The 18,455-nt window shown below is 39.8% G+C and carries 13 protein-coding genes and 1 tRNA gene; 8 read left to right on the plus strand and 6 right to left on the minus strand.

Features of this window, described 5'->3' with window-relative positions:
- Positions 1-233: 233 nt before the first annotated feature.
- Positions 234-308, minus strand: a tRNA-Val gene (locus ACM0OW_RS15455).
- Between the two features lie 376 nt (positions 309-684).
- On the opposite strand from ACM0OW_RS15455, the gene ACM0OW_RS15460 reads away from it, so the two are divergent.
- The 6 genes from ACM0OW_RS15460 (at position 685) to ACM0OW_RS15485 (ending at position 9,969) form a co-directional block, all read left to right on the plus strand.
- Positions 685-1,461 (plus strand): SDR family NAD(P)-dependent oxidoreductase, encoded by a 777-nt coding sequence (locus ACM0OW_RS15460; protein ID WP_414551006.1) that lies wholly within the window; start codon positions 685-687, stop codon positions 1,459-1,461.
- A gap of 422 nt (positions 1,462-1,883) precedes the next feature.
- On the plus strand, positions 1,884-3,698 hold the full coding sequence (locus ACM0OW_RS15465) for a PAS domain S-box protein (protein ID WP_414551008.1): 1,815 nt from the start codon (positions 1,884-1,886) through the stop codon (positions 3,696-3,698).
- Positions 3,699-3,711: 13 nt separating this feature from the next.
- The gene (locus tag ACM0OW_RS15470) at positions 3,712-5,241 is read left to right on the plus strand and encodes a response regulator (protein ID WP_414551010.1); all 1,530 of its coding nucleotides are present in this window, start codon (positions 3,712-3,714) and stop codon (positions 5,239-5,241) included.
- A gap of 1,836 nt (positions 5,242-7,077) precedes the next feature.
- Positions 7,078-7,272, plus strand: a complete 195-nt coding sequence (locus ACM0OW_RS15475; RefSeq protein ID WP_271919606.1) for a heavy-metal-associated domain-containing protein — start codon at positions 7,078-7,080, stop codon at positions 7,270-7,272.
- A gap of 148 nt (positions 7,273-7,420) precedes the next feature.
- A complete protein-coding gene (locus tag ACM0OW_RS15480; protein ID WP_414551013.1) occupies positions 7,421-9,724 on the plus strand; it encodes a heavy metal translocating P-type ATPase in 2,304 nt (767 codons plus the stop codon).
- A gap of 8 nt (positions 9,725-9,732) precedes the next feature.
- The gene (locus ACM0OW_RS15485; protein WP_414551014.1) at positions 9,733-9,969 is read left to right on the plus strand and encodes a hypothetical protein; all 237 of its coding nucleotides are present in this window, start codon (positions 9,733-9,735) and stop codon (positions 9,967-9,969) included.
- 248 nt (positions 9,970-10,217) lie between these two features.
- On the opposite strand, the gene ACM0OW_RS15490 is transcribed toward ACM0OW_RS15485, so the two are convergent.
- From ACM0OW_RS15490 to ACM0OW_RS15510, 5 genes are all read right to left on the minus strand, one after another.
- Complete coding sequence (locus ACM0OW_RS15490) at positions 10,218-10,814, minus strand: hypothetical protein (RefSeq protein ID WP_414551016.1); 597 nt, start codon at positions 10,812-10,814, stop codon at positions 10,218-10,220.
- A gap of 42 nt (positions 10,815-10,856) precedes the next feature.
- Positions 10,857-11,882 (minus strand): glucokinase, encoded by a 1,026-nt coding sequence (locus ACM0OW_RS15495; protein ID WP_414551018.1) that lies wholly within the window; start codon positions 11,880-11,882, stop codon positions 10,857-10,859.
- A gap of 219 nt (positions 11,883-12,101) precedes the next feature.
- Positions 12,102-12,749, minus strand: coding sequence for a histidine phosphatase family protein (locus ACM0OW_RS15500; protein ID WP_414551020.1), 648 nt, complete (start codon positions 12,747-12,749; stop codon positions 12,102-12,104).
- A gap of 130 nt (positions 12,750-12,879) precedes the next feature.
- Positions 12,880-13,566 (minus strand): SAM-dependent methyltransferase, encoded by a 687-nt coding sequence (locus ACM0OW_RS15505; protein WP_414551021.1) that lies wholly within the window; start codon positions 13,564-13,566, stop codon positions 12,880-12,882.
- 112 nt (positions 13,567-13,678) lie between these two features.
- Positions 13,679-14,881: an FAD-dependent oxidoreductase gene (locus ACM0OW_RS15510; protein ID WP_414551023.1), complete on the minus strand. Its 1,203-nt coding sequence runs from the start codon at positions 14,879-14,881 to the stop codon at positions 13,679-13,681.
- A gap of 322 nt (positions 14,882-15,203) precedes the next feature.
- Between ACM0OW_RS15510 and ACM0OW_RS15515 the strand changes: the two genes are divergently transcribed.
- Positions 15,204-15,938 (plus strand): pentapeptide repeat-containing protein, encoded by a 735-nt coding sequence (locus ACM0OW_RS15515; RefSeq protein ID WP_414551025.1) that lies wholly within the window; start codon positions 15,204-15,206, stop codon positions 15,936-15,938.
- A gap of 629 nt (positions 15,939-16,567) precedes the next feature.
- Positions 16,568-18,040, plus strand: a complete 1,473-nt coding sequence (locus tag ACM0OW_RS15520; protein ID WP_414551026.1) for a pentapeptide repeat-containing protein — start codon at positions 16,568-16,570, stop codon at positions 18,038-18,040.
- Positions 18,041-18,455: the final 415 nt, after the last annotated feature.

Below are 18,455 nucleotides of genomic sequence, written 5' to 3' on the forward strand. Positions count from 1 at the left end.
TTCAGCATAATGGTGGGTTACGCTCCGCTAACCCACCCTACTGGATTGGCACAGCTAATTTTAGGCATAATAAATATTGTGGGGTGGGCATCCTGCCCGCCCATAACAGGCAAGACTTGTACTGAGCTTGTCGAAGTATGCCTGTTCCACAAGAGAAACATGATGCAACATTCTAAGCTTGTCAGTCCACTACTAAATAGACGTGATAACTGTTAACTGTTCACTGATTTAAATGGACGTACTCGGACTCGAACCGAGGAACCTCTACGATGTCAACGTAGCGCTCTAACCAACTGAGCTATACGTCCTTAACCACATGAAAATCTAAGATAACATATATTTCACAGGAAAGCAAACATTAATTTTCATGCCGTCAGTCCACAGATGCACGGCGGACTATTCTTTGCTGCTAGCAGTAGTGTTTGTACCTCTGCTGAGGTGAATATTTTCAATTATAGCTAGCAAAATACACTAGTAAAAGTGACGCATAAACTTTCATAAACTACGATTTACTTGTATATCCTCTCTTATTCTCGGTGCATTATTTTGTTACGTATGTGTCAGTAGCAACTTAATACTATGTGTATTTTTTATCTTGGATCTTCAGTAACTCTGAATCGTTAAAACTTGTATAAACCATTTTTAAAACTTATAATAATGATAATAATTTCTTAAATATTAAGAATGCGAACTGCTTTAATAACTGGTGCATCTAGCGGTATAGGTAAAGCTTTTGCTGAAGAATTAGCCGCAAGTCAGACAAACCTGGTGTTAGTTTCTCGTTCCGCAGAAAAACTGAATCAATTAGCAAAAAAACTACAAGACCAATACAATATTCAAGTAGATGTTATAGTTAAAGACTTAACAGAACCTGATGCACCTGCGGCTGTGTTTGATGCTACTAAAACTAAGGGTTTAACCATTGATTTATTAATCAATAATGCTGGTTTTGGTGACTATGGTGATTTTGCCGAAAGTGACAGAGAACGGCAAATCAAAATTGTCCAACTTAACGTTTTAGCGTTGGTAGATTTAACTCATAAATTTTTGCCCCTCATGCGTCAACGTCATTCTGGGGGAATAATTAACGTGTCTTCAATTACGGCATTTCAACCCATACCCTATCTTTCTGTATATGCTGCTAGTAAAGCTTTTATTCTCAGTTTCAGTGAAGCACTTTGGGCAGAAAATCGCCCCTATGGTGTGCGTGTGCTAGCTACTTGTCCAGGGCCAATAGAAACAAACTTTTTTGTAGAAGCTAACTTTCCGACAACTTTAGCAGGAAATACAGATAAGGCTTATTCTTCAGAAGAAGTTGTGCTGGAATCATTAAAGGCTTTAGAAAATGGTCAACCAACGCTGGTGATGGGTGATATTAAAACTCAAATCAGAAGTACATTGGCTCGATTAGTACCACGAAAAATCCTATTGAATATGTTAGCCAGACATTTTAAAAGTTAAAAAAATATAAAAAAAGCTTGATGGCTGAAAATACACTTAATTTGCCAAAATAAGTGTATTTACTATTGACAATGCCTGTATATTATAAAACGATTGATAGAGAGCAGTTACTGTGATCACAATCATATTAACAAGTTATATTAATAACCATAAATATAACATTCTCAACTGAGAAACTAAAAACTACCCAGAATTCAGCGAAGATATGCATCCTGTGGAAATTCCACCATAAGCTGTGTTTAAACTTCGTTTTTCAGCAAATGCTCACCGTACTTAGGTTTTTTCATGGAAATTCTAGATAATTTTTTTTTCCTACCCAGTTTATTCCTCACGGACATTGCTATCTCTGGAAACCGGGATTAGTCTGGTTACACGTTATTTCTGATTCGTTAACTGCTATTGCCTACTATTCTATTCCAGTCATGCTGGTGTACTTTGTCCGCAAACGAAGAGATGTCCCCTTCGGTGGGATGTTCTTGATGTTTAGTGCATTTATTGTTGCTTGCGGTACAACCCATGTTATGGATGTGTGGACGCTTTGGTATCCTAGTTATTGGCTATCGGGGTTAATTAAAGCTATCACGGCTTTTGTTTCTGTGTTGACAGCGATAGAATTGTTCCCCTTAATACCTCAAGCACTAAGTCTGCCTAGTCATGATCAACTAGAAGCAGCAAATTGTCAACTAGCACAGGAAATTGCTGAACGCAAACGCACAGAAGAGGTGCTAAGAGAAACCGAGCAACGCTGGGAGTTAGCTTTACGTGGTAATAATGATGGTATTTGGGATTGGAATGTGAACACCAATCAGGTTTTCTTCTCAACTCGTTGGAAAGAAATGCTTGGTTATGAAGAACATGAGATTTCTCAACATTTAGATGAACGTATGATGCGGGTGCATCCAGATGACCGCAATTCGGTAATTGCAGCAGTTCAAAATCATTTTGCTAATATCACACCGTTTTACATTCACGAGCATCGAATTTTATGTAAAAATGGCACTTATAAATGGATTTTAGACCGGGGTCAAGCGCTGTGGGATGAAAATAGTAATGTAGTACGTATGGTGGGTTCACATACTGACATTACTGAGCGCAAACAAGCAGAGGAGGCTTTAAGTAACCTACTAGAGCGACTAGAAATTATAGTTGAAAAACGAACATTAGAGTTAAGAAAAATCAACGATTCACTACAAATAGAAATCACCCAACGCGAGCGCATAGAGAAGGCATTAAGAGAAAGCGAACAGCAATTTCGGGCAGCATTTGATCAAGCTGCTGTGGGTATTGCTCATGTAGGCATAAATGGACAGTGGCTATTAGTTAATCAGAAGCTTTGTGATATTGTGGGATACACATTTCAGGAACTACATTTGCTGACTTTCCAAGATATTACCCACCCACATGATCTTGATACTGATCTCAATTATGTGAACCAGGTTTTATCAGATGAAATCTCTAATTATTCTCTGGAAAAACGCTATTTACGTAAAAACGGTTCCATCGTCTGGGTTAATCTCACTGTATCTTTAATGCGCGAACCTTCTGGTGAACCAAAGTATTTTATTTCTGTAGTCGAAGATATTAGCGATCGCAAGCATTCAAATGAACAGATCCAAGCATCACTTTTAGAAAAAGAAGTGTTGCTGAAAGAGATATACCATCGAGTAAAAAACAATTTACAGGTGATTTCTAGCCTCCTAAATCTGCAATCTGCATATATCCAAGATACACAAGATATGGCTATATTCCAGCAAAGTCAGCAGCGCATTGCATCAATGGCTTTAGTTCATGAAAAAATGTATCAATCACCGGATTTAGCCAAAATAAACTTAAATGAATATGTCCAAGATTTAGTATCGAGTTTATGCACTTGCTATGAATTAAATACAGATACCATCGCCATAAATATTCATGTCGATGATGGCATTTTTCTGGGTTTAGATACAGCAATTCCTTGTAGTTTAATTATCCATGAACTTGTTTCTAATTCCTTAAAACACGCATTTACTGGAGGTATATCAGGTGAAATAAATATTGAAATCCAAAATACTTCTGTAAATGAGATTACACTCATAGTCAGGGATAATGGAATTGGTTTACCATCAAATTTTGATTTTAAAAATACAGCTTCATTAGGCTGGGAACTAATAGATGCTTTAAGTAGCCAACTCTCAGGAGATATCACTATTAATAACGATATCGGAGTAGAATTCAAAATAGATTTTCCCTTAGTATAATTTGTGATTACAAATGAAAAACACAAAAATTGTCATAGTAGAAGATGAAGCTATTGTTGCCAAAGATTTACGTAATCGGCTACAAAAATTTGGGTATATAGTTTCTGGGGTCGCTGCTTCTGGACTGGAAGCAATTAATAAGTGTCTAGAGTTTTGTCCAGATTTAGTGCTAATGGATATTAGGTTGAAAGGACAAATAGATGGTATAGAAGCGGCTCATGAAATTCACAAGCATTTGGATATTCCCATAATTTTTCTGACAGCTTATGCTGATGATAAGACTTTAGCTAGGGCAAAAATAACTGAGCCTTTTGGCTATTTACTAAAACCTTTTAAAGAAAGAGAGCTACAAATAAATATTGAAATAGCTCTGACTAAACATAAACTAGAACAACAATTAAAAACACATCAAAAATGGTTGTCTACACTCCTGAATAGCATCAGCGATGGAGTTATTTCTAGTGACTTTGAGGAATTGGTAACTTTTATGAATCCTGTGGCTGAAAGTCTCACAGGCTGGAAAATAGAAGAAGCTTGTGGGAGAAATTCATCGGAAATATTCAATATTGCTCATGGAGAAACTCACGAACCTGTGGAAAGTCCGTTAAAAAAAGTCTTACAAGGGGGAAATATTGTTGGTTTACCAGCAGAAACGATTCTGATTTCTCGAAATGGTGCAGAGATTCCCATTGATGACAGTGCTGCACCACTTAAAGATGATCAAGATCGGATTACGGGTGCTGTATTAATTTTCCGAGACATTACTGAGCGCAAACAGGCGATAGAGGCGCGTCAAAAGCAAGTAGAGCAAGAACAGCTTGTAGCCCAACTAGCAGAAATCAATCAACTCAAAAATGAGTTTCTGAATTTATTATCTCACGAGTTGCGATCGCCTCTGATCAATATGAAGGTGATGATTCAAATGTTACAAATGTCAATCGCCTCTGAGGAAAATCAGCGCTATTTGGAAATGTTGGAAATTGAGTGCGATCGCGAAATGGCACTAATTAATGATTTACTAGACTTACAACGCTTAGAATCTCAATCCCGTCCGATGCTTACCCCAGATGTGTTGGTATTAGAACAATGGCTACCTTGGGTAATTGAGCCGTTTCAAGTCCGGGTTCAAGAACATCAGCAAACTTTACAGTTAAATCTGCCCGCAAATTTGCCGTCGCTATTATCTGACGCTACTAGCTTAGAACGAATTTTAGCAGAATTACTCAATAATGCCTGTAAATATACCCCATCTGGTGGTGAAATTATCTTAAGTATAGATCATAATCCCTCGGAAATACCCCCCAAAACCATCATCACTATTCGCAATTCCTTAGAAATTCCTACAGCAGAATTAACGCGAATTTTCGATAAATTCTATCGCCTCCCCAATGCTGACATTTGGAATCAAGGTGGTACAGGACTAGGATTATCAATTGTGCAGAAGTTAGTTGAACAACTCCAAGGCATAATTCAAGTTGAAAGCAGCGACGGATGGACAACTTTCAGGATCATATTGACTGATTTAGTTGCTACTGCCAACTAAGTCCATATCATACTACCAAATATTTGGACACAATCTTGAGGAAGATGACTTTAATCAACAGTAGGTTTAAATTAACTTTGGTGTGTCGAAATAACTGCTTTCTATGGAGGTTTAGCATTAGTCTAAACCTTTTTTATGCTCCTATTTCAAGCCTTATCATCTTTCAGTACAGTTGTAAACTTCCTAGTGCATGATGAATGCAGTTATCTAAATAGCTAAATTAATTTAATAGATTCTACTTCTAAGAAGGCTTGGTTTGCTGCCAAGCCTTTTTTATATGATATCAATTATAGTTGTAAAATTAAATACTAGCTTTTTCATGTTTCATAACATATAGAAATCCGAACCTATAGATAGATGAAATTTAGTATGAGGTTAATTAGACTCACAAGGTATGGTAAACTCTTGGTATATATAGGCTTGGCTAATAGTCAAGCCTATTTTGTGTGTTTTTAATTTATCTCCTTACTCAGTCAATTGAAAAAAGAATTCGTCATCCTATCACAAAGACGATTTATTTTAAATATATCAATAGGTAGGGTAAATAAATTATTTGCCATGTTATTATTCAGTTCATTAATGCCTGAAAAACATATATCTACCCTGGAGTCAACGCCAGGGTTTTATTTTTCAGAAGAAATAAGTCTATTAAGATATCTATTAGAGCAAAGTTCTAGTATCACATTTTAGAAAATTTGTACATAACTTTAAGACAGATGAAATGATATGTGTTTGCATATAAATTAGCTAGATATGGTAAACACCTGGTATATATAAAGGCTTGGCTCTTGTTCAAGCCTTTTTCATACTTTAGTTCAGCAACGCTGAAAATTATATATATTAGGTTTAATAATATTTGGATACTAACTAAAGGAAGATGAACTAAAAAAAAAGGAGTTATAAATTATAATTCAGTACGTTGTTAAGCACAGCAACAATTGGGTTTGGTTGATTACCAGACCTTTTTTTATGATGAAACAAGTGATTGACTTATCAGCTTTTAGATTATTTTCACACATCCTTTAGGAGGATGAACTAAAGGCATAGAAATATTAAATTATTATTGGTGTAGTAAATGCTTGGTATACATAAGGGCTTGGTTTATCCAAGCCTTTTTTCTTGAAAATTGGGACAATTTAACTGAGATTTTATAGCAAGCTGCTCAACGCCCCGCTACAGCTTTACAGGTATTTTCAGGTCAACTCATAACTCACACATTTTATCACTCTTAGATAGCAGCTGACTTTTTCCGTTATGTGGAAAAGCTAACGCGAAACCTAACCCCCGGCGCTGGTAGGGAAGGGGGAAATTTTAAAGCCTCTCTCCTTGCAGCTACAGTGTACACACAAGTGATCTGATCCCCCTAAATCCCCCTTAAAAAGGGGGACTTTAAGAAAATACGGTTCAGTTAAGGATAAATTGTAGGTTGGGTTGTAGCTTGCTTCCCCGTAGGGGTACGCAGTGAAACCCAACAAGCCCCCGGAAATGTTGGGTTTCGTTCCTCAACCCAACCTATACATTTTAAGATTTTTGACGCTAACTGAACGGTATTGGAATATAGACCAAGCGGTAGGGGCGCAAGGCCTTAAACCCTAAGTTTTGAATATTTGTAAACTTTGATAGACTCTCTAGTTCGCTAGAGAGTTTAGGATGAATATAAGGTAAATCTCCGCTAGCAGTCAGTAAAAGCCAAATTTTATCGGTGACTACAGTGGAGATGCACCGCTACAGCCATCAACTAGTCACTGTTCAAGATGGCTGAGTTAGCTTTGCAGACTGCAATTAGGCAGATACAAGCTTGGTTTTGCTCGTTCTATTATTCCATACCGTAAATCTATGACACTCAAACTAACAGTTCCCAATATGGCTTGTTCTGCTTGTGCCACCAATATTACCAATGCAGTGAAGACAGTTGATGCCAACGCTACCATTCAGGCTGACCCACAAACCAAATTTGTCAGCGTAGATACTCAAGCGTCAGAAACTGCCATTAAGGATGCTTTAGCGGCGGCTGGCTATCCAGTGGCTTAAATCTGAACAGCTGTTCCACATTGAACTTGCATAACATGGGCGGGCATCTTTGCCCAGTCCCACACGAGTCTGATTATGCAAACCAGATGTGTTTCAGCTGGTGTAACTTCTGCTTCACACCTACATCAGTCAAAGTGGTTTACTTAGTATGGATACTCTCACACTCAAACTCCGAGGGATGAGTTGCGCTTCCTGTGCCAATAATATCGATCAAGCAATTCGCTTGGTTCCAGGGGTAATTGACTGCAACGTTAACTTTGGTGCTGAACAGACTACCATCAATTATGACCAAAAACGCACTGATTTAAAGACAATCCAAGCCGCTATCGATGCGGCGGGATACTCTTCTTATCTACCTCAAGAAGACATCCTGGCTGGCGAAGATGAGTCCCAGAAAGCCAGTAAGTTAGCTGAAGACCGGGAAATTACCCGCAAGGTGATTGTGGGGGGTGTAATCGGGATTATTATGTTTGTCGGTTCCATACCCATGATGACTGGGCTAAATGTACCGTTTATTCCCGCATTTCTCCATAATAATTGGGTGCAGTTAGTTTTGACTATACCTGTACAATTTTGGTGTGGATGGAGTTTTTACGTGAATGCTTGGAAAGCCTTGAAACACCGTACAGCAACGATGGATACTCTGATAGCTGTGGGTACAGGTTCAGCATTTCTCTATTCTGTGTTTGTGACTCTCTTCCCTGAATTTTTGATCGCTCAGGGTTTGGTACCTCATGTGTATTATGAAGTTTCGGTGATTGTGATTGCTTTAATTTTGCTGGGGCGATTGTTAGAACATCGCGCTAAGGGAAAAACTTCGGAAGCTATTCATAAACTCATTGGACTACAACCCAAAAATGCCAAAGTTATTCGTGATGGTGTGGAAATGGATATTCCCATTACGGAAGTCGCCATTAATGATGTGATTTTGGTGCGCCCTGGGGAAAAAATTCCGGTAGATGGTGAGGTGATTACTGGTGCTTCTACGGTAGATGAGGCGATGGTAACGGGCGAAAGTTTACCTGTGCAGAAGCAGCCAGGGGATGAGGTGATTGGGGCGACGATGAACAAAACTGGGAGTTTTCAGTTTCGGGCGACACGAGTAGGAAATGATACGTTTTTGGCGCAAATTGTTAAACTCGTGCAGCAAGCCCAAGGTTCTAAAGCCCCAATTCAAAGATTGGCAGATCAAGTTACAGGCTGGTTTGTACCTGTTGTGATTGCGATCGCGATCGCCACTTTTGTGATTTGGTTTAATTTCATGGGTAACTTTACCCTAGCCATGATGACAACGGTGGGGGTATTAATTATCGCCTGTCCTTGTGCTTTGGGTTTAGCTACCCCAACTTCAATTATGGTGGGGACTGGTAAAGGGGCGGAAAATGGCATTTTAATTAAAGATGCCCAAAGCTTAGAACTAGCACACAAAATCCAAACTATTGTTCTCGATAAAACTGGGACTTTAACTGAAGGAAAACCCACTGTGACAGATTTTGTCTCTGTCAATGGTACAGCCCATCACAACGAACTGAAACTGTTACAGTTGGCGGCTTCTGTAGAACGTAATTCTGAGCATCCCTTAGCTGAGGCTGTGGTAAAATATGCCCAATCCCAAGAGGTGAGTTTAACTGAAGCGAATAACTTTGCAGCTGTTGCAGGTAGTGGTGTGCAAGCTGTGGTTTCAGACCGCTTGATACAAATTGGGACACAGCGCTGGATGTCAGAACTAGGAATCAATACTGACACTCTCCAACAGTATAAAAATGACTGGGAAACTGCGGCAAAAACAGTAGTTTTAATTGCTGTAGATGGCGATATACAAGGAGTTATGGGGATTGCCGATGCTCTGAAGTCTTCCTCAGCAGCAGCAGTAAAAATACTGCAAAAGCTAGGATTAGAAGTAGTAATGTTAACTGGAGATAATCGTAGGACTGCGGAAGCGATCGCTCAACAAGTCGGCATCCAGCGAGTTTTTCCAGAGGTGCGCCCCGACCAAAAAGCCGCACTGATCCAGTCTCTGCAATTTGGGCTAAAAGACCCGCATTCAGCACTTCCTACTCAGCACACAGTAGTAGCTATGGTAGGTGATGGGATTAATGATGCACCTGCACTAGCACAAGCAGATGTGGGAATTGCCATTGGGACAGGAACAGATGTGGCGATCGCAGCTAGTGATATTACACTGATTTCTGGAGACTTACAGGGAATCGTTACAGCCATTCAACTCAGCCGGGCGACCATTCGCAATATCCGCCAAAACCTCTTCTTTGCCTTTATCTACAACGTCATCGGTATTCCTGTAGCTGCGGGAATTTTGTTTCCTTTATTTGGCTGGTTACTCAATCCTATTCTCGCCGGCGCTGCAATGGCTTTGTCTTCAGTCTCTGTGGTGACAAATGCCCTGAGATTGCGGAAATTTCAACCAAAAGTGATCTCTGGAACTGTACAATAATTTAACCAATGTTCAGCAAAAATCTGCTTTGGGCTAGCCTCACCGTTTTCGGTTTGTCTATAGGAACTGCATCAGCAGCAATGCCCACCCATTCGTCAGGGGAAACCAGCGAATTTAAAGCCATAGACCAACCTTTAGCCTTGAAAGCTGGTGTAACTATCGGTGGTCTAGGGTTAATTGGACTAGAACTATGGTGGTTTCTCTTCAGTAAATCAGTAGCACCAACCAACCCCAAACAAGAGTGAATTTTCATTAGGGAAGCGATCGCTGTTACCTATAGTTCCGTACAGCGATCGCCTAATGTATTGATACCTAGCCACAGGAATCAATCACCAAAATTGTAATTCTCTTTTGGGCATAAAGATTGCAGTGGCAAGCCCCTCATCTTCCCTAAATCTACTCACAAACTGTTTAGTTCTGAGTCCAATGGCCGGACGTTGAACAGCGTATAAACCCTGCTGCATCAGGTTTTTGAGCTTGAAACTAATTCATCTCAATTTTTCACAACCAGATGAAAGGAATTTAAATACCCGGTAATGGTTCTAGCTAAAGTTGGCTGCTGTTTTTTACTGGTAATTGCCATCACTTGATACAAACGACCGTCGGCAACATACATTCTGCTTCTCGTGATTCTGCCGCCAGTGTTAACATACTCAATTTCCTTGCCAGGATGACCATTAGAACTCAAAATGTTACGCTGACTAACTAAATTACTTTGTGTAGTTTTTATAGCCATATCCCTGGCATTATTTAGTATGGTTTGGGGGCTAGTCATTTGACCGTAATTGTAAGGAAAATCATTATAAACAACTAAGTATGCTACTTCCTGGTTTGGGGGTTCGGCAACAAACATTTCTAAATTAATTTCCCCCATGTAGGTTTTTTGGATTTGGGTATCCCTCTCTGGTTTTCCTGGCATCAAAACAGTAAAGCGCCTGTCTGGGGCAGTGAATACCCCCCATCGTGGCTGTACTGGTTTGGCCGCAGTAGCAGCAGTAACTGGACGTTGAGGTTTACTTGCTTCTACTAGGGCAGATCCACCACAAATAACAGTGGCGGTGATGAGTGGTAACAAAACTTTAAAAGTCATAATTCTAGCTATTGCAGATGCAGATATTACCGATGCTAGTTGTTATAACCTAGCTGCACTTAAAGCTGCACCAATTAGCCCCACTTGTTGATTGAGAATAATATGTACAGGTATGTCTTCCAGTAGGGGACGCATCCTACCTTTTTGGCTGAAGTTTAAGAGAAAATTGCCTTTTTGCATCAGGGTTTGGATTTTGGGCGCAATCCCACCAGCAATATATAAGCCCCCGTAAGGTAAGAATTTTAGGGCAAGATTGCCGGCTTCTGCACCATAAATATCTACAAATAATTGTAAGGTTTGTACTGACAGGCGATCGCTTCCTTGGAGTGCAGCTATACCAATCACCGCACCTGGATCAACGCTTTTTTCCGGCTGTCCGGCTTCTTGTTCCCAGGTTCTGACGATTTGGGCGATTTCTGGTGATTCGGCCGATATTTTTCTGTCTCGTAAAAATTGGTAAATTGCCACAACGCCCTGTCCCGAAACTACCCTTTCTACAGAAACACGCTGGATATCATGTTTATCCAGGAGATATTTCAATAGCTGAAATTCCAACTCACTGCGGGGAGCAAAATCAGCGTGTCCGCCCTCTGAGGGAAAGACTTGATAGTAGTTACCCTGTTTAATCAAAAATCCTTGTCCTAAGCCAGTCCCAGCCCCAATAATGGCAATAGGTGCTTCTAATTTGTGTTTACCAACTTGCAAAGTCAGCAAATCTTTTTTACTTAACCCGAAAATGCCGTAACCCACAGCCGCAAAGTCATTAATTAGGCACATCGAATCAATGCCCAATTCTTGTTTTAAACGGTCGGTATCGAGAAACCAGGTTAAATTGGTCAGCTTGGCTGTATTATCTACCACTGGCCCGGCGATCGCAAAACAAGCTTTTTGTGGTGTCGGCGTATTAGCCTTAATCAGAAACTGCTGCACTAACGGGACTAAATCTGGAAAATCCCCACTGCGGTAAGATTCCTCACAAATAGTCTGTAACTCTAGTGAGTCTGATGCGTCCACCAACCGCAAAATAGTTTTCGTGCCACCGATATCTCCTGCTAGTAACAAGGTCATACAATTTAATGAGCGAATTAATTAGTTTTTCTGTAGCGTAAACCCAGGATAGAGCGAGTTATAAGAAAGACGCTGAAAACACCTGAGTTGTAGGGGCGGGTTTACTAATATGTTGATTAATCATGAATCATATCTCTAAACCCGCCCCTACTCGTTGAACCAAGAATCTTCATGGCTTTAGCCCGGAGAGTGTAAATATTTAAAGTCCTTATCAAGGACTTAAGCAAATCGAATTACTGACTCTATCTCTGTCAAATGGGAAGTATCTCCCTTTAGTTCTAGCAACCATTCAGGCCCTTGGCGCACGACTTTGACTAAGGAACATAAAGAAGCCTTGACTTCTGTTTTGGCAATGTCTCCTACTAGCCCCATTGCTGCCCCCAGTACAGATGCACCATGTCCTACCAGCAAGATATTTTGGGGAGAATATTCGGTAGCCAAGCAGATAGCAGTGTTTCCAGAACGTTCTTGTATTTGTTCGTGAGTTTCAGGATATTGAGCAGCGATACGGGCTGTATAGGTAGTATCAATTCTGGGGAATAATTCTGCTAAGGCTTGAATTGACAGTCTTTCTGGTGCTTCTGTCATCCAATCTGGATTTAGCCACTCACTCAAACCTGTTTCTAGTTTAATGGGTAAATCTAAAACTTCTGCAACGGCGTTGGCTGTTTGGACAGTTCGCAGAAATGGGGAAGCGAAAATATGAGCAATTTTTTCTGATTGCAAGCGTTTCGCTAATTGCTGTGTTTGCACTATACCATCATCAGATAAGGGTGGATCGTAACGTCTTTGGGCGGTGAGAAACCAATCAGGGTTAACGAAATCGAGGCGGTTAGCGTGTCTTGCAATCCAAACTATTTGATTCATGGGATAATTTGATATATTTCCCGCAGGCTGAGTACAAAAAATATTACCACGCCCGTGGCAGCCAATTTAATATACTCCGATGTTGAGTAACTTTGTCTAGTGCAGAGCCAAGTGTAAAGAATCCTCAGTTTCAACTATCTAATTTTACACATAACATTTGATTACCATTTTTCTGAAATTCATAAGCAACTTGTTTGATTTCTACCGCATATCCCCTTTGTTGTAATTCATTGACGACTGGTTGCAGCCAGGGAGATGGTTGACCAGATAATTGTAACAATGGAAAAATGCGTACTTCCTTAGCAACTCGGCACATTTCCATAATTGATGCTAAATGAAACTCTGCTGAAAGTTGCTCAGAATAGGTAAATAATAAATGAGAACACAAAGCTAAATCAAATTGATTTCCTGTAAAAGGTAAAACAGGTAATTCATCTTTTAGATAACGCCCTTGATTAATTCCGCTAGGGAAATCTTCTAAAAATTTACCCATTGCTGACATCCGAATTTCACCCATCATTTCCGGTGATGGGATATTCTGCCAAACATAGCATTCTTGATTGGCTTTCACACCTTGGATAACTATTTCATAAGTTTCTTGAATGCGTTGAGCAATTTCATCGGCGGTGAATTGATAAATCGGGTCACAAGAAATAACTTTGTAGCCTTGAAGTTTCATTTCTGCATTGAAACTAGCAGGACCTCCAGCACAATCGAGTATATTTAACTTGAGTTCGTCAGGAGTTAAATCAAACATCTGGATATATTCCAGCATTGAACGTCCCCAAGGAATAATGCTTTCTAATTTAAACCCCATTTAGTATCTGCCTCTACAAATTTAACTAGCGTAGGGTTTGTTGTCGCGCAGCGCAACGCACCATCAACAATTTAAGCCATTATGGGCGCTAATTTGCCCAAAAATACAGGAACTAGTCCCCTATCTTCTCCCCAAAGCGTGCCATAAAGCGGCGATCAATCCAATCTTTCCAGCACCAGAAGAATTGATGCGGTGGTGAAGTTAAAGCTCCTTTAGAAGCGATCGCCCGTTTGTCACCAGTACCAATTAAACTGAGATATTGTCGCTGTGGTATGTAGGGTTTGAGTGGCTGACCTAATAAAGTTTTTTGTAAATTCTCAAACAATGGTTTACCTTGGCGCACAGCAAACACCCCAGCTTTAGGACGCGGATGATTTATCATTGTGGCAATGTCACCAGCCGCAAATACCTCTGGGTGAGTTCGAGATTGTAATGTATCTTCCACCAAAATAAATCCTGACTCATCAGTAGCCAGTCCTGTGGTTTTTAAGCATTGGGGTGCAGATGCTTGTGTCACCCAAAAAATTTTATGGCAATCTACCAATAAACCAGATTCACATTTAATCTGAAATATTTCTGGCGTTTCTCTGTTGGTTAATGAAGAATTCTTGTTGTTATACAGTGGTGCAACTTCAGATACCGTTTGCCCTAAATGCAAATTGATACCACGTTTAGTTAAAATCTGCTGAAATTGATTCTGCACTGATTGATTGTAATTCGGCAACAGTTTCTCATGACGTTGAAATAAATGAATTTGTAAATTTTGAATTGGTTGCTGATATTGTTGCAAAATTGCCTGTAAATGAGTTTGCATTGACAGCGCTAACTCCACACCACCAGCACCACCACCTACAATCCCTATATTTATCGGTTTTTGGGGATTTTTGCGGACATTTTCTAAGAGCTGATACCAATGTTGTAATAATTTTGGTACTGGTTTAGCCGCAATTGCATATTCTGTTGCTCCCGATACAGATATTGTGGCTGGAGTGCTGCCAATATCAACAGACAAGACATCAAAGGTTACGGGTGGACGATTAGCACAAATCACTTGGTGGTTGTTCAAGTCTAGTCCAACTGCTCTATCAATGTATAACTTGGCTTGAGCAAAGTTAGCCAATTTTCGTAAGTCAATATGGCATTCATCATGGCTATAAAACCCCGCAATGTGTCCTGGTAGCATCCCGGAGTAGGGTGTGTCTGAGTTGGGGGTAATCAAGGTCAAACGGACTCCGGGTAAAGGATTCAGTCCAAACATTTCTAATACAATGGCATGGCTATGTCCGCCACCAATTAACACTAAATCTTTCATCATAGGCTGTATAAATTTGAATATATAGGAATCCTGTTTGATTTATGAAAAAAAATTAAGTATCGTAGTGGCGTGGCAAGCTTAAAGTAGTGCATTAGGATGAAATCCGTAACGCACCATTATTATGGCTATAAACAACTTAGATTATTTTATACCAAAATTAATATATAGCTATCTTCACATTAGTGAGATTTACAAAATTATATGTGATTTTTTGGTTTTTTCAAAAATAGAAAAAATCATTAAATTTACTAATGTTTAAAGTGTTATATACAAGCACAATAGAATACATGAATAGCAACAGAAGATTATTATCTGTATATAGATGGCAATTATTAATACTTATCAAATATTGAAACAGCAGTTCACAAGTAAACAGATAGCATTAAAAGAAATCATCCTGGGGATAGTTGTTACCCAAAAACAAGCGAAAAATCTAAAACTTCAGGCACTAAAAAAACGTTTAGTGGAAGTTGCACAACATCTAAATCAGGAGCAGATTGAGGACAAACTGGCAGTAATTTATGAATTAGAACAATTTGCTCAAAGTTATCCTCAATACCATTGGCAAATCATGGGCATTCTCACGTATTTTGTGCAAAATTATTCTGCTGGTCTAAATCGATATCAGTTTAACAACAATCCATCATCAACAATTCCTACAGAAATTCAAGTAGCCCTAACGGTAATTGGGAGAAGAGATGCTGATAAAGACGAGGTAGAGACACAATTGGATTTGAGCCACACAGATATGAGAGGGGCTAATCTCAATCAAGCGAACCTAAAACTAACAAATCTTTATCAAGTTAACCTCTGTGGGGCTAATCTTTCTGAGGCGAACCTCTCTGGAGCTATTCTTAGCGCAGCTAACCTCTGTGGGGCTAATCTTTCTGGGGCTGACCTCTCTGGAGCTATTCTTAGTGCAGCTAACCTTTCTGGGGCTAATCTTAGAGGTGCTAATCTACAACAAGCAAACCTCTATCTAGCAAATCTACAGGGTGCTAATATTAGCGATGCCATATTCAAAGATGCAAATCTCCGAGAAGCCAAATTTAACTAATTCGTAATTCGTAATGCTCCCTTTGGGAGAGCTACGCTAACGTAGTTCGTAATTCTTAATTACCATATCACAGGCGTTTCGTTAGTTTATTTACGCTTTGCTGTCCTAGTGACCTTTGCATTTACTGTCTCCCTCCCTGCTCCCTGCCTCTTAGGCTACGGTGTACACACAAATGATCTGATCCCCCTAAATCCCCCTTAAAAAGGGGGACTTTAAGAAATTTTCCCCCCTTCTCAAGGGGGGCTAGGGGTGATCAAAACGTGATGAGGCAACTTGACAATACTTGTGTGTACACCGTAGGCCTCTTAGGGATTGCCAGAAAATAAATTGCCCCATTTCATCAGACCATATTAATTCTTTATCCCCCCTGCTCCCCTGCCTACCTCAGCAATGGAATATTTTTTTAATTGTCAGTCCCTGATTGGCGATCGCCCTATTAATTTACTGATAAACTAATGTACTGTTATATTTGATGCCATCTTATCCATAAAATAAGTATTAATTTCCGTCTTATGGAATATATTCAAAAATTATCAGTTATGGGGCATATTCAAATCATAAGCTAAATGATATACTAATCTTTCCTAAACTCTAAGTAATAATTCTGTGTCGTGAGGAATATTACTGCTATGTCTGCTTATAAGACAGACAAATTCTGGCGTTGGTTGATAGCTACAACGGTTATACTTGTGCTTTCACTGACTTTGATTGTTTTTGCATCGTCGTACCTTGAGGACTTGACAGTTGATCAACGAATACAGTATAGAAATCAGGCCTTAACAACCACTGCTATAGTGTTTCTCGGATTTGCAGTGTTAATTAATGCTTACTATTCCGCCAAGCGTGTGGAAGCTATGCAAAAAAATGCGATCGCGGCTGAAAAAAGCAACGAAATTAGCATCCAAAATTCCCAACTCAGTCAAGACAAGCTGATTGTAGAACGCTTTCTGGGGGCAATTTCTCAACTGGGGCATGAAAAAATTGAAACCCGAACAGGTGCAATTTATCTTTTAGAGCGAGTAACACAGGATTTTCCCAAAGAACACTGGACAATCATGGAAATCCTCGCTGCTTTTGTGCGAGAAAATGCTCCCATTCAAACAGAAGACGAGCAACGAAAGCTGGAATATTTACAACCCATATATTTGGGAAGACACAAAAATGGGGCGCGTCGTACACCACAGGAGGAACCGAAAACCGGGGAAGTATTACCAAAAATTCGCCAGGATATTCAAGCAGCCCTGACTGTGATCGGACGGCGTAATTCTCTACTAGACGGGGAAAATCAAAAACTGGATTTACGTAATACTGATATCCGGCGAGCCGATTTGCTGGGAGTCAACCTAGAAAGAGCTGATTTGCGTGGCGCTAACCTTTGTGGAGCTGACTTGCGCGGTTCCTACCTGTGTGAAGCCAATCTCGACGGTGCGAAACTAGCTGGTTCTATTCTTCATGGAGCCAACCTGATGAAAGCGAACCTGAATCGAGCCAACTTCTGTTGGGCAAACATGAATCATGCTAACCTTTCTGGGGCTAATTTACGAGGAGCCAACCTTTTGGGAGCAAGTCTGCGTGCTGCTAACCTGTCTGGGGCTAACCTTTATAAAGCCAACTTGCAACAAGCGACATTAAAAGCTGCTAATCTGTCTGGAGCGAAGTTGTTTTTAGCTAACTTGCAATGGGCAAAACTGGGTAAAGCCAATCTGCAATTTGCCGGTCTCATTGGAGCCAACTTACAAGGGGCTAACCTGAATGGGGCTAACTTAAATGGGGCTAACCTGAATGCTGCTAAATTGCAACAAACAGAAATCTTTTTTGCTGACCTCACCGAAGCCAGTTTTGCTGAAGCTGACTTAGATAGAGCTAATCTTATGGGTTCAGACTTGAATAGGGCTAGCCTTTATCAAGCTAATCTTTCTGGGACTAACCTCATGGGAGCTAACCTATCGGATGCTAACCTCCGTGATGTCAAACTAGAAGGGGCTATTTTGACTGGGGCGAAAAACGTCCAGTTACAACAGATTAGAACAGCGCTAGGCGATCGCACAACCCGTCTCCCTGATTATTTGGAAACTCCAGTAGATTGGCGACAATCTGGGTGATGGAACGCAGTATTAATTATTTGGGTGCATTTTACCATTTATATTTATTCTGGTCTGATTGATTGTTTTTATAATTTTTATGGTTCATCTTGAACTTTGAGACTTCATTGATTAAGGTGAGTAATTTGTCGATCCCCGTATAGAAATTGATGGTTACTCACTCAAGAAAAACCTTCATTTTAGATTTTACATAAGTTTTAGTTATAGATTCAATTATTTAGATTTAATTTATTTAATATCCATAACCTTTTATCTATGAAAGCAATTTAATATTTCTTTTATATTTAGGTTAGTCTATTAATCATATTGACCCACTAGGCTGTAAACTATCTTTAACGCCATAAAAATTAGCTGTCAGAAAAACTTGTATTTATGTAAGTTTTTTGGCTCAAGTTTTTTAGATGTCTTGGATCTA

The sequence above is a fragment of the Anabaena sp. CCY 0017 genome (assembly GCF_963920885.1).
GTDB lineage: Bacteria > Cyanobacteriota > Cyanobacteriia > Cyanobacteriales > Nostocaceae > Nodularia.